A 13,120-nucleotide genomic window follows, 5' to 3' on the forward strand; every position below is an offset into this window, starting at 1 on the left:
ATCACCGGTTGGTCGCGGCTTGATCACAAAACGCCTGCAGACCGGCACGATTCTCCGCCTCATGACCACCAGCCGCGCGGACCTCCACTGCCACTCGACGGCATCCGAGGTGTCCAAGCTCGGTGTCCAGCGCTCTCTGGGCCTGCCGGAGTGCGCCACGCCGCCCGAGGAGGTCTACTCCCTGGCCAAGCGCCGCGGGATGGACTTCGTGACGATCACCGATCACGACACGATCGACGGTGTGTTGTCCATCGCCGACCGGCCGGATGTGTTCATCTCCGAGGAGCTGACCGCGCGCTTCAAGGGTGAGCCCCAGGCCGTGCACATCCTGTGCCTGGGCATCACGCCGGACGATCACGAGTGGTTGCAGGCGCACGCCGATGACGTCGAGGTCATCGCCGAGTATCTGCGCACGAACGAGATCACCGCCTCGCTCGCGCATCCCTTCTACGCCGTCGAGGCCCCGCTGCAGCCGCGCCACCGGCGCCGGCTCGCGCAGCTGTTCGACGTCTGGGAGGTCCGCAACGGCTCCCGCGCGCCCGAGCTCAACCACCCGGCCGCAATCTACGTCGAGACGCACGGCGGCACCGGCACGGGCGGCTCGGACGACCACGCGGGCGTGGACATCGGCCGCACGTGGTCGGAGACCCCGGCCGCCGCCACCCCGCAGGAGTTCCTCGCGCACATCCGCGCGGGTCACGTCGAGGCGATGGGTGAGCAGGGCTCCGCCGCCAAGTGGGCGCACGCCGCGATGGCGCTGGCCATCCGCGCGCTCGGCCGCGGCGACTCCACGGCCGCGCCGGATCCCGCCGCGGTCCTGAAGATGGTCGAGCGCGTGATGACCGAGGGCGATGCCCGCGCGGGCTCCGTCGGCGCCGACCTCGGCCCCGAGGACGGCCGCGCCCTGCTGCGCGCGTGGCTGGACGCGGTGGACCTGCGCATGAGCGAGCGCGAGCTGCTCACGCTCCTGCAGTCCGACGGTTTCTCGCACGCGGCCCTCGAGCGCCGCGCGCGGCGCTGCCACGAGCGCGGCCTCGAGCGCGCGGTCGCGAAGGCGATCGCCGCCCCGAACGAGATCGACGCGGCCGCCGAAGAGGTCTTCACCGCCTGCGTCGCGGCCATCCCGTACGCGCCCGCCGCCGCCTTCCTCGGCCGCGAGAAGAGCAAGCTCGCGCGCCGTGACGGTGAGCCGCTGCGCGTCGCGCTGGTCGCCGACGGCATCGGCGGCATGCACGGCGTCACCCACACGCTGGACGAGATCCGCGAGCGCGGCGTGCCCGGGTTCGAGGTCGAGGTCATCGGCACCGACCCGCACGTGGACCGCCGCCTGTCCGCCGTGGCCGAGGTCGACATCCCGTTCTACGCGGGCCTGCGCGTCGGCGTGCCGTCGCTGCCGGCGGTCGTCGAGGCCCTGAGCGAGGGCCGCTACGACGTCCTGCACCTGTGCTCGCCGGGCCCGGCCGGCGTCGCCTCGGCGCTGATCGGCAAGGTCCTCGGCATGCCGATCACGGGCTCCTACCACACCGAGCTCACGACCTACACGCAGATGCGCTCGGGCGACCAGAAGCTCGGCTTCGCGATGGAGGCGGCGCTGACCGCCTTCTACGGCGCCTGCGACGTGGTCCTGTCCCCCTCCGCCGTGTCCGACCAGCGGCTGCGCTCGATGGGCATCGACGGGATCGGCCGCTGGGACCGCGGCGTGGACGTCGAGCGCTTCTCGCCGACGCTGCGCGCGCGCGACAACGACGGCAAGGTGCGCGTGATGTACGCGGGCCGGCTCACCAAGGAGAAGGGCGTCGACCTGCTGGCCGACGCGTTCCTCGCCGCCCGCGCGCGCGACCCGCGCCTGGAGCTCGTGCTCGCCGGCGGCGGCCCCGAGGAGGAGGCGCTGCGCTCCCGCCTCGGCAGCGCCGGCACGTTCCTCGGCTGGCTCGAGGGCGACGGCCTGGCCCGCGCCTACGCGGACTCGGACCTCTTCCTCTTCTGCTCCCAGACGGACACCTTCGGGCAGGTGGTGCTGGAGGCACAGGCCTCGGGGCTGCCCGTCGTCGCCGTGGCGGCGGGCGGCCCCGTCGAGCTGATCGACTCGGGCCGCACCGGCATGCTGTGCCCGGCGAGCGCGAGCGCGCTGGCCGACGCCGTCTGCGGCCTGGCCGCCTCGCCCCCCGCCCGGGCCCGCCTGGCCCGCGGCGGCCTCAGCGCCGTCCGCGAACGCACGTGGGAGGCCTCGATGGCCGCCCTGGGCGCGGGCTGGATGCGTTCCCTCGCCGCCCGCGCCGCCGCGACCGGCGAGGTCCGCGCGGCATGACCCGCAGCACCGCGGCACCCGACCCGGCAGCACAGCACCGACTCGCCCGCAACCTGAAGGGGTCTGACCCCTTTAGGTTTGACCTTCGTGACCGCGCGCCGTTCGCGCACCTCCCCGACACGCCGCTTTCCGCGCACTTGCGCCAAACCGCCCTCGCCGGCGAACCTAAAGAAACATTAACGGGTCTGACCCCTTTAGGTTCGGAGCCGGGCGCGTGAGCGTCGCGTTCGACGAGCGCGCGCCGCTGCGGCTCGTCGAGCCGGGGCGGCACCGCGTGGTCGACGTGGCGCTGTTCTACGGCGAACGCAGCGGCGGCATCCGTACCTACCTGAACGCCAAGGTGGCGTACGCCCAGCGGACCGGCGCGTTCGAGCACCGGCTCGTGGTCCCGGGCACGCAGCGCGACGTGAGCGGCCCGACGTGCGCGCTGCCGTCGGTGCGCGTGGCGCCGAACAACGGCTACCGCTGGCCCCTCGGCATCCGGCCGCTCGCCGACCTGCTGGTCGAGCTCGAGCCCGACTTCGTGCTCCTGCACGACCCGTTCTGGGCCCCGCGCGCCGCGGTCACCGCCGCCCGCTCGGTCGGCGCGCGCGTGGTGATGGTCCACCACGGTTCGCTGGACCTGGACGTCAACGCCATCCCCGGCCCGAACCGGCTCTACCGCCCCGCGCTCGGCGCCTGGATGCGCCGCGCCTACGGGCATGTGGACGCCGTCATGGCCGCGTGCGACCCGCTCGGCGACACCGGCCGCGAGGCGACGCTGCCGCTGCGCTTCGGCCTGGACCCCGCCTTCTTCCCCAGCGGCGGCACCGAGCGCGGGGACCACGTGCTGTACGCCGGCCGGCTGAGCCGCGAGAAGGGCGTCTTCGAGCTGCTGGAGGCCGCGGCGCGCTCGTCCGAGCCGTGGCCGCTGTGGCTGATGGGCACGGGCACGGCCGAGAACGCGATCGCCGCCCGCGCGCGCAAGCTCGGCGTCGCCGACCGCGTGCGCATGGTCGGCTACGAGAGCGACCGCGAGGCGCTCGCGCGCGCCTACGAGTCCGCCCGCTGCGTCGTGATGCCGGGCGAGCTGGAGACGTTCGGCCTGGTCGCGTTCGAGGCGGCCGCGAGCGGCGCCTCGGTCGTCGCGTGCACCTCCGCACCGTCCGCCCGCGTCGTCGGGCCGCTGGCCGAGACATTCGCACCGGGCGACATCGAAGGCCTCGCCGCCGCGATCGAACGCGCGCGGGCCGGCGTCCCGGACCGCCTCGCCGCGGCCCGCTTCGCCTCCGCGCACCGCTGGGAGCACGCGTTCGCGGCCGAGCTCGCCGACCTCGAGGCGCTGTGATGGTCGGGCCGAACTCCAGCCAGCTCGCCGACGTCGACGAGATCGCGAAGCTGATGCTCGCCGCGGTCTCCGAGCGCGAGCTCACGCCGCCCCGGCCGGCCCACCACATCGGCACGCCCGTCCGCCCGGCACCGGTGGACGGCGCCAAGCTCGCGGTCGCGATCCACGACGTCGAGCCCACGAGCTTCCGCCGCTGCGTGGAGATCCGCGACTGGCTCCGCGACCACGGCGTCGACCGCGTCACGCTGCTCGTCATCCCGGCGCCGCAGCTGCACCCGTTCCCGTCGCGCTCGCCCGAGCTGAAGTACTGGCTGCTGGACTGCCAGGACGCCGGTGACGCGATCGCCCAGCACGGCCTGCAGCACCGCCAGACGCGCCCGGGCCCGCTGCTCGCGCGCCCGATCCGCCACTGGCAGGGCGGGCGCGCCGCCGAGTACGCGGGGATGAGCGCGACCGCCGCCGCGGAGTCGGTCGAGGCCGGGCGGCGCGTGCTCGCCGACGCCGGCCTGCAGCCGCGCGGGTTCGTCGCCCCCGCCTACGCCTACACGGGCGCGCTGCGCCGCGCGCTCAGCGCGCGTTTCGACTGGTGGGCGACGCTGCTGCGCGTGCACGGGCGCGCGGACGTCCGCTCCCCGGCGCTCTGCCTCGGCACGTCGGGTGCGCTCAAGCGCGCGACGTCCCCCGCGTTCGTACGGGCCGGGGCGGCGCTGTCGCCGCGCGTGATGCGGCTGGACCTGCATCCGGCCGACTTCGACCATCCGCGTCACCTGGCCGCCCTCGAGCGGGTGCTGGGCCGGACGCGGGCCCGCACGGCGGTGACCTACGACGACCTCTGCTGAGGACGTCCTGCGCGCCAACTGGCGCGAGGGCATCCGCCGCGACGGGACGCCGTACGCCTTCACCTGTCCCTCGCCGCGCCGCTACCAGCACCAGTGGTTCTGGGACTCGTGCTTCCACGCCGTCGCGTGGTCGCACCTCGACCCCGAGCGCGGCCGGCAGGAGCTGCGCACGCTCATGCGCGCGGGCCGGCCGGACGGGTTCGTCCCGCACACCGCGTTCTGGAACGCGTCCCCGCTGTGGCGCCGGGCGCCGCTCTACGCCACCGCGAGCTACCGCGGCGACACGGGCACCGAGTCGATCCAGACGCCGCTGCTGCCGGTCGCGTGGGAGCGCGTCGGCGGCGCCACGCCGGACGACCTCGCGTTCCTGGAGGCGCACGCGCGCTGGCTGATCCGCGAGCGCGATCCCGACGGCGACGGGCTGATCACGATCCTGCTACCGGACGAGTCCGGCCTCGACGACTCGCCCAAGTACGACGCGGTCTACGGCCGGCTCGCACACTGGAAGCCCGGCTACGCGCGGCTCGTCCAGCGCTGCCGCCGCGCACGCTGGAGCGCCGCGACGCTCGCGCGCACCACGGACGAACACGTCGAGGACGTGCTGGTCAACGTCGCGCACGCGCTCTCGCTGCGCTCGCTCGCGCGGCTGACCGGCAACGCGGAGTGGGACGAGCACGCCGCGCGCACCGAGGCCGCGCTGGTGGAACGGTGCTGGAACGAGCGCCGCGGCCTGTTCTTCGACCTCGCCGGCCGCTCCGAGACGCAGGTCGAGCTGTCCACCTGGTCCTCGCTGGCGCCGCTCGCGCTGGTCGGCATCCCGCGCGAGCTGCGCGAGCGGGTCGCCAACGAGCACCTGCTGCACCGCCGCCGCTACTGGGCGCGCTTCGGCGTGCCCAGCGTGTCGATGGAGGAGCCTTCGTTCCGGCCCGGCTTCAACGCCTACCGGACCTGGCGCGGCGCGGCGTGGATGAACACGAACTGGCTGATGGTCGGCGGCCTGCGCGCGCTCGGTGCCGACGACGAGGCCGACACGCTGGCCGCGGGCGCGCTGGCCGCCGTCGAGCGCAGCGGGTACCGCGAGTACTACCACCCGCGCACGGGCTCCGGGCACGGCGAGCAGCGCTTCGGGTTCGCGACGCTCGCGATCGACCTCCCGAGCGGGTTTCCGGCCACGGGCGGGCGGGTAGCGCGGTCGGCGTGAAACTGCTCGTCGTCACCCCTGAGCCGATCGACGCCGACTTCCTGCGCTCGACCCTCGGCGACGAGGTCGAGGGCGCGGAGGTGCTCGTGCTCTCGCCCGCCACCAACCAGTCCAAGCTGGCCTTCTGGGTGTCCGACCCCGACGACGCGATCGCGGAGGCCGAACACGCCCAGACCGAGACCGTCGAGCGGCTGGAGGAGGATGGCGTGGACGCCGCCGGCCAGGTGGGAGAATCCGAGCCGGCCCAGGCCATCGACGACGCGCTGGTGACCTTCAAGGCCGACCGCATCGTGATCTTCTCCCACCCCGAAGGCGACCGCGACTACCGCGAGGACGAGGCGATCGCCGCCGGCGAGGCCCGCTGGAACGTCCCCGTCACCCACGCGCTGATCTCTCGCTGAGCTCGCTGTACCGCCGCACAGGCGCCGACGGGCCGTTCGGCGACCCTCGGCGTGCGCACGGCGTCGGGCTCGAGGGCTACTACTGGCGGATCTACGAGCCCGGCTGGAGCGCGCTCGCGATCGCGGGCGTGTGCCGCGGGTGGGCGATGGTTGCGCTGGCGACCTCGGACGGCGAGCTGTGGACGGAGATCGTCGACTCCCCGCGGCTCTCCCGCGACGGGCTCGGCGTGGAGGCCGGGCCGCTGCACGCCGACGGCGCCTCGCTGCGGGTCGATCTCGGGCCCGGGCTGGACGTGCGCTTCGAGGACCGGCGTGAGTGGCCGCGCCGCCCGTTCTCCCCGCTCGGGCCGGCGCAGATGATCCCGTTCCTGGGCCAGTACTGGTCGCCCTGGCTGCTGGGCGCCCGCGCGCGCGGATCGTTCGGTACGCGGACGCTCGACGCCCACGGCTACGCCGAGAAGAACTGGGGCGCCGTGTTCGCCGCGCACTGGTGGTGGGGGCAGGCGGAGTTCGTCGCGTTCGCGGGCGGGCGCGTGCACGGCGTGGCGCCGACGGCGGTCGCGGTGTGGACTGAAGACGAGCTCGTGACGCTCGCCCCGCCGCTCGCCCGCACGGTGGCGCGGGCGGGCGCTGGCGAGTGGTCGATCCGCGCCTCCTCCTGGCGCTGGAACGTCGAGCTGAGCGGCGAGGCCGCCGACGCGCTCCTGCTCCCGGTGCCGATCCCGCGCGAGCGCCGGCTCGAGGTCCGCTCCCGCCACCACCTGCTGGGGCGGGTGGAGGTGACCGTGCGCCGGGGCCGCCGGGTGTGGTTCCGCGGCGAGTCGACGATGGCGGCGTTGGAAGACGGGGCTACGCCCGCATGACGAGCAGCGCGATGTCGTCCTCGCCGCCCTGCTCGCGGTCGAGCGCGCGCAGGACGTGGTCGGCGACGCCGTCCGGGTCCAGGTCGACGCCGTCGAGGGCCTGGCGCAGGCGCTCCATCCCGGCGTCGATCGCCAGCTCGCGCTCCTCGATCAGGCCGTCCGTGTAGAAGACGAGCGTGGCACCGGGCGGGAGCGTCAGCGTGTGGCGGGCGTACTCGCCGGTCTCGGTGCCGAGCGGCGGGCCCGGGCGGGCGTCGGCGAAGTACGGGGCACTGTCGCGCGGAGCGATCAGCGGCGGCAGATGGCCGGCGAGGCTGAACGTCAAGCGCCGGTCCTGCGGGTCATAGACGGCGGCCAGGACGGTCGCCATCGGCAGGTCCAGCAGCGCGGGAGCGCGGACGCTGAGGTGGGCGAGCACGCGGTCGGGCGGGTCGCCGTCGTAGGCATAGGCGGCCAGCACGGCGCGCAGCTGACCCATGCGGGCTGCCGCCTGCGCGCCGTGGCCCATCACGTCGCCAATCACCAGCAGCACGCGCCCGTCCTCGAGCGGGTGGGCGATGTAGAAGTCGCCCCCGACGTCGCGCCCGCCCGTGCCCGGGAGATAGCGCGTGGCCAGCTCGATGCCCGGCAGCTCCGGCAGGTCGGCCGGGAGCAGACTGCGCTGCAGCGTGAGCGCGAGGCGGCGCTCGGCGCCGTAGAGCATCGCGTTGTCGAGCGCGACGCCCGAGCGCGCGGCCAGCTCGGTCAGCACGCGGCGGTCGAGGGCGCCCGTCACGGGGTCCAGGACGACGATGGCACCCAGCATGCGGCCGCGGGAGATGAGCGGGAGCGTCAGCGAGAGCCGGTCGCCCAGGCGCTCGTCCAGCTCGCGCGCTGGGCGCTGCTGCACGGCGCCGGCGGCGAGCGCGGTCGCGGGGATCGTGGCGCCGTGCAGCGCCGGGTCGACGTTCACGGTGTGCGCGATGCGGAAGGCCTTGCCGCCGTCGGGCATCGTCGGCTTGCCCGCCAGGTCGCGAACGATCCGGTCGCGCAGGGCCACCACGACCGCCGCGCCGAACCCGTTCACCACCACGTCCGAGAGGATCGTGAGCAGCTCGTCGACCTCCAGCGTCCCCGCCAGCCGGGCGCTCGCCGCGCTGAGGATCTGCAGCCGGCCGGTGGCGGCGCCGCTCGCGGCCAGCGCGTCCTCGCGCTCGCCCGCGAGCCGCGCCGCGTCCTGCTCGGCGCGGACGCGGCCGGTGATGTCGTGGAAGTAGACCGACAGGCCGTCCTCGCCCGGCGTTGCGCGGACGTCGAACCATATGTCGAGCGGCGGGTGGTATTGCTCGAAGCTCTGCGGCTCGCCCGTCGTGATCGCGCGGCGGTACGCGACGGCGGTCTCCGTGCCCTCCAGCTCGGGATAGACGTCCCAGACGCAGCGGCCGACGAGCTCCCCGCGGCTGCGGCCGAAGATCCGCTCCGCAGCGCCGTTGAGGTACGTGAAGGTCCAGTTGAGGTCGAGCGTCAGGAAGGCCGTGCTCATCGTCTCGAGCACGCGGCCGAGTCGCTCGGCGGCGCTGTGGACGGCCGTCGTGTCGTAGGCGGCGCCGAGCATCCGCACCGGCGTGCCGTCGTTGCCGATCACCCGCCCGCGGGCGGCGACCCAGCGGACCGTGCCGTCCTCGTGCACGACGCGGTAGTCGGCCTCGTAGTCGCCGAGGCGGTCGACCGCCTTCGCGATGGCGGCCTGCGTGCGCGCCCGGTCCTCGGGGTGCAGACGGGCGACGAAGGAGTCGATGTGCCCGGTGAAGGTCGCGGGCGTGTAGCCGAAGAGCTCCATCAGCCGCTCGTCGAACTGCAGCGCGTCGGTCCGCAGGTCCCAGTCGAAGCTGCCGATGTCTGCCGCCGCGAACCCGAGGCTCAGCCGCGCGGCGCTGTCCTCCAGCTCCGCGGCCAGCGACCCGCGCTCGAGCTCGGCCGCGACCGCCGCCGCCAGTTCGGAGAGCACGTCACGGTCGTGCTCGGTCCAGGTCGCCTCCTCCTCGTCGTAGACGCACAGCACGCCGACGCAGTGGCCCGCCGCCTCGATCCGCACGCCCAGGTACGCGCCGATCCCGGCCTGTTTGGGCGGCTCCTGGCCGTAGAAGGTCGCCTCGACGAGCGCGTCCGCGGGCGGCCGGCGCGGCGTGGGGGGCGTGAGCGGCACCTGCACGTCGGCGAACAGGGACACCTGCGCGTACGAAGCGCCCAGCAGGCGCGCGCCGAGCGCGGCGAGCCGATCGATCGCCTCCCCCGGAGCCTCGCCGAGCAGGCGGCGAGCAGCCTCGATCCGCTGCTGGTCCGCCTCCATCAAGGCGAGGATATTGACGCCACGTCGAGTTGTCCGCCTAACTTTCCGCGCGGCGAGCCGCGAGGTCGAGCGGCTCGGCGCCCACGAGGCGCTCGAACGGGCCGACCACGGCCCACACGGCCTTCAGGCGCAGGCGGGCGCTGGTGTCGATCGGCTGCACCCTCGCCTCCGACCACAGCTCCGAGCGCCCGTCCTCGAGCGCACGCACGCCGTGCGCGAACGCGACGCGCACGGTGCCGGGCTCATCCCAGGCCCTGAACGCGTCAGGGCCGTCGAGCGTCGGGTAGTCGCGGGCGAGCGTCCAGATACGCCCGCACAGGCCGGACACGAGCCGCTGCTCGGATTCGTCGAGCACGTTGAAGGGGTAGGCGCGAAACAGCTCGTGGTAGGTCATCGACCCCTGCACGCCCGGGATGCGCCAGCCGACCAGGCGTCCCAGCCGCCGCGTCTCCTCGAGGCGGATGCTCGTCGCGGCCGCCCACAGGTCCGCGGGCGTCGCGCGCGCCGCTCGCCGGTGGCGACTGCGGATCACCGGATCGGGCAGCCAGTGGTCCAGCTCCTCGCTCATGGCCGTATGGTGCCCAAGCAATGAGGCTGATCCAGCACAAGCGCGAGGCGTTCTGGTTCTACCGGTTCCTCTCGCTGGGGTATGACCGCTGGGTCAACCCGCTCTTCTGGACCCCCGCCATGCGCGCTCTGGCGCTGGATGCGGCGCGGTTGGAGCCCGGCTTGAAGGTGCTCGACGCGGGCGCCGGGACGGGCTTCACCACCGAAGGCATCGTGGCGCGTGTGGACGCGGCCGACGTGACGATGCTCGACCAGAGCCCGCACCAGTTGCACCGTTCGCGCGCCAAGCCCGCGCTCGCCGCCTGCCGCCGCGTGCTGGGGGACGCCGAGCAGCTGCCGTTCGAGGACGACAGCTTCGACCGGTACGTGTCCGCGGGCTCGATCGAGTACTGGCCGGACCCGCAGCAGGGGATCGCCGAGGCCTACCGCGTCACCCGCGCGGGCGGAACCGCGCTCGTGATCGGGCCCGTGCGGCCCGCGAACCGCTTCGCGCGCTGGCTCGCGGAGGCGTGGATGCTGTTCCCGCCCGTGTCGGACTACACGGGCTGGATGGAGGCGGCGGGGTTCACGGACGTGCGCGTCGTCGAGCTCGCGCCGGACTGGTACCGCGACGAGCGCGTGCCCTACGCGCTGGCGGTGAGCGGCGTCGCCGGGGCGGGCGCGTCCCCGGCGGGGCGCGCGGCGCCGGCCGAGGAGCCCGCGCCGAGCCGGGTGAAGTTCGCGGCGCGGTTCGTGGCCGGGTCGGCGGCGGGCGCCGCCTTCGTGCCGATCGCGGCCGTGCTCGCGCTGCGGGCCCGCAGAGAGAAGCGAGCCGCGTCGTGAAGCCGCGCGGCGAGACGCACGCGGCACGGGCGGGCGCGTGAGCCGCGCCGGCGCAGCCACCGCCCCGCGGGTCGCTGCGCGCGCGAACCCGTTGATGACGCTGTGGCGGTTCTCGCGGCCGCACACGGTGATCGGGACGGCGCTGTCGGTCCTCGGGCTCTACGTGATCGCGGAGGCCGCGACGCCCGCGTGGGACCTCGCGGCGACGCTGCTCGCCGGCCTGATGGTCAACGTCGCGATCGTCGGGATCAATCAGATCACCGACGTGGAGATCGACCGCGTCAACAAGCCGCTGTTGCCGATCGCCGCGGGCGAGCTGTCGATCGGCGCGGCGACGGCGATCGTCGCGGTGTGCACGGTGGCGCCGCTCGCCATGGCCGTCACGCAGGGCGGGTGGGAGACGGCGGCGGTCGCGGCGGGCCTCGCCGTCGGGGCGGTGTACTCGCTGCCGCCGCTACGGCTCAAGCGCTATCCGGTGGCGGCGAGCCTGTGCATCTCGGGCGTGCGGTCGGTGATCGTGAACCTCGGCGTGTACTGGCACTTCGCGGGGCAGATCGACCCGCCGGTGATCGCGCTGTGCCTGTTCGTGCTCCCGTTCAGCCTCGCGATCGCGATCCTCAAGGACGTGCCGGACATTGAGGGCGACCGGCGCTACGCGATCCGCACGTTCACGGTGCGGATCGGGCCCGAGCGGGTGTTCCGGGCGGGTTTGGCAGCCCTGTTGATTGCCTACGCCGGAATGGCGCTGGTGGCGCCGCCGCTGCTGGTCGACTACGCGAATCCGTTCGTCCTCGCGGGCGGGCACGTGGCGGCCGCGGCAGTGCTCCTGTACTGGGCCAGGAGCGCGGAACCCCGCTCGCACAGCGGGTTCACGCGCTTCTACATGCGGGTCTGGGCGCTCTTTTTTCTGGAGTACCTGCTCGTCCCGGCCGCGTGTCTCGCAAACTAGGCATTTTCGACGTCAGGTCCAGAACTTTTCCCGGCCGTTGGCCCGTTTGGCGTGGACATCCCCCATTCGGCCAGGTAGGTTTGTCGGCAATGTCGATTGCCTCTGAGGCGGATCAGCAACCGCGCTCGAGTCGTCCTCCCGCGACACCGTCTAAGCGCTTCGTTCGGCAGACGGAGCCGAACACCATCACGGCCTCCCAGGCGCGCGCCGCTCGTCGGCGGGAGGCCAGGCGCGATGAGCAAGCCGTAGCCGCTTGGCTCCGCGAGCTCTCCGGCCGGCCACGTTGAACGCGCGGGACGCCGCTCCGCGCCGTGGCGTCCCCGCTTCACCTTGCTTCACGGCTCGTTAGCCCGGGCAAACCGTGGGGGAGTGTCAATGTGTACGGACACCCCTTTGAAAGGACCGCCTCATGAGCACTCCGCTCCAGCAGTTGACCGAATACGGTCAGAGCGTCTGGATCGACTACCTGTCGCGTCGCTTCGTCAAGGACGGCGACCTCAAGGGCCTGGTCGAGCAGGGAGTCGAGGGCGTGACGTCCAACCCGACGATCTTCCAGGGCGCCATCGCCGAGGGAGACGCCTACGACGAGCAGATCCGCGAGCTCAGCGGCTCCCACGATGATCCGAAGGAGATCTTCTGGCAGCTGGCGAAGGACGACATCCGCGACGCCTGCGACATCCTGCGCCCCGTCTGGGACGAGGGCGAGGGCAAGGACGGCTGGGTCTCGCTCGAGGTCGACCCAAACCTCGCGCACGACACGGAGAAGACCAAGTCCGAGGCCGTGCGGCTGTTCGAGCTCGTCGACCGCCCGAACCTGCTGATCAAGATCCCCGCGACGCTCGAGGGTCTGCCCGCCATCGAGGACACGATCGCGCGCGGCATCCCGGTCAACGTCACGCTGATCTTCTCGCTCGAGCGTCACCGCAAGGTCGCCGAGGCCTACATGGCCGGCATCAAGCGGCTGGTCGAGGGCGGCGGCGATCCCTCGAAGGTGGCCTCCGTCGCGTCGTTCTTCGTCTCGCGCGTGGACACCGAGGCCGACAAGCGCCTGGAGGCGATCGGCGGGCAGGATGAGCTGCTCGGCAAGCTCGCGATCGCGAACGCCAAGCTCGCCTACCAGACCTACCAGGAGGTCTTCTCGACCCCCGAGTGGGAGGAGCTGGCGGCCAAGGGCGCGTCTCCGCAGCGGTGCCTGTGGGCGTCGACGGGCGTCAAGAACCCGAACTACAAGGACACGGTCTACGTCGAGGAGCTCGTCGGGCCGGACACGGTCAACACGGCCCCGCGTGAGCTCGTGGAAGCCGTCCTTGACCACGGCGAGATCCGCGGGAACGCGATCACCGAGGACGTTGAGGGCGCGAGCCGCCTGCTCGACCAGGTCGAGGCGGCCGGCGTGTCCTACGACGACGTCGTGCAGACGCTCGAGAAGGAGGGCGTCGAGAAGTTCGCCAAGTCGTTCGCCGACCTGATCGAAGGCTTGGACAAGAAGCTCAAGAGCCTCGTGGCGGCGTAGT

At 73.4% G+C, this 13,120-nt stretch carries 11 protein-coding genes; 9 read left to right on the forward strand and 2 right to left on the reverse strand.

Annotated elements, in window-relative coordinates:
- Window positions 1-61: 61 nt before the first annotated feature.
- The 6 genes from OJ962_RS25890 (at window position 62) to OJ962_RS25915 (ending at window position 6,939) form a co-directional block, all read left to right on the forward strand.
- Window positions 62-2,308: a glycosyltransferase gene (locus OJ962_RS25890; RefSeq protein ID WP_202957733.1), complete on the forward strand. Its 2,247-nt coding sequence runs from the start codon at window positions 62-64 to the stop codon at window positions 2,306-2,308.
- 214 nt (window positions 2,309-2,522) lie between these two features.
- The gene (locus OJ962_RS25895; RefSeq protein ID WP_202957732.1) at window positions 2,523-3,635 is read left to right on the forward strand and encodes a glycosyltransferase; all 1,113 of its coding nucleotides are present in this window, start codon (window positions 2,523-2,525) and stop codon (window positions 3,633-3,635) included.
- Window positions 3,635-4,474, forward strand: a complete 840-nt coding sequence (locus OJ962_RS25900; RefSeq protein ID WP_202957731.1) for a DUF2334 domain-containing protein — start codon at window positions 3,635-3,637, stop codon at window positions 4,472-4,474. The genes OJ962_RS25895 and OJ962_RS25900 overlap by 1 nt, the downstream gene beginning before the upstream one ends.
- A 31-nt stretch (window positions 4,475-4,505) precedes the next feature.
- Window positions 4,506-5,675, forward strand: coding sequence for an MGH1-like glycoside hydrolase domain-containing protein (locus tag OJ962_RS25905; RefSeq protein ID WP_407697546.1), 1,170 nt, complete (start codon window positions 4,506-4,508; stop codon window positions 5,673-5,675).
- Window positions 5,672-6,076, forward strand: a complete 405-nt coding sequence (locus OJ962_RS25910) for a hypothetical protein (protein ID WP_202957729.1) — start codon at window positions 5,672-5,674, stop codon at window positions 6,074-6,076. The genes OJ962_RS25905 and OJ962_RS25910 overlap by 4 nt, the downstream gene beginning before the upstream one ends.
- Before the next feature lie 146 nt (window positions 6,077-6,222).
- Window positions 6,223-6,939, forward strand: a complete 717-nt coding sequence (locus OJ962_RS25915) for a tocopherol cyclase family protein (protein WP_202957728.1) — start codon at window positions 6,223-6,225, stop codon at window positions 6,937-6,939.
- Here OJ962_RS25915 and OJ962_RS25920 read toward each other — a convergent pair.
- Together OJ962_RS25920 and OJ962_RS25925 are read right to left on the reverse strand one after the other, a co-directional pair.
- Window positions 6,926-9,268: a SpoIIE family protein phosphatase gene (locus tag OJ962_RS25920; RefSeq protein ID WP_202957727.1), complete on the reverse strand. Its 2,343-nt coding sequence runs from the start codon at window positions 9,266-9,268 to the stop codon at window positions 6,926-6,928. The two genes, OJ962_RS25915 and OJ962_RS25920, sit on opposite strands and share 14 nt — an antisense overlap.
- Before the next feature lie 37 nt (window positions 9,269-9,305).
- Complete coding sequence (locus OJ962_RS25925) at window positions 9,306-9,836, reverse strand: hypothetical protein (protein ID WP_202957726.1); 531 nt, start codon at window positions 9,834-9,836, stop codon at window positions 9,306-9,308.
- A gap of 20 nt (window positions 9,837-9,856) precedes the next feature.
- Between OJ962_RS25925 and OJ962_RS25930 the strand changes: the two genes are divergently transcribed.
- The 3 genes from OJ962_RS25930 to tal all read left to right on the forward strand — a co-directional run bounded on the left by OJ962_RS25930 (window position 9,857) and on the right by tal (window position 13,119).
- Complete coding sequence (locus OJ962_RS25930) at window positions 9,857-10,657, forward strand: methyltransferase domain-containing protein (RefSeq protein ID WP_202957725.1); 801 nt, start codon at window positions 9,857-9,859, stop codon at window positions 10,655-10,657.
- A gap of 37 nt (window positions 10,658-10,694) precedes the next feature.
- Window positions 10,695-11,606: a homogentisate phytyltransferase gene (locus OJ962_RS25935; RefSeq protein WP_202957724.1), complete on the forward strand. Its 912-nt coding sequence runs from the start codon at window positions 10,695-10,697 to the stop codon at window positions 11,604-11,606.
- Window positions 11,607-12,015: 409 nt separating this feature from the next.
- Window positions 12,016-13,119, forward strand: a complete 1,104-nt coding sequence (gene tal / locus OJ962_RS25940) for a transaldolase (protein ID WP_202957723.1) — start codon at window positions 12,016-12,018, stop codon at window positions 13,117-13,119.
- Window position 13,120 lies beyond the last annotated feature (1 nt).

Source organism: Solirubrobacter deserti (genome assembly GCF_027587175.1).
GTDB lineage: Bacteria > Actinomycetota > Thermoleophilia > Solirubrobacterales > Solirubrobacteraceae > Solirubrobacter > Solirubrobacter deserti.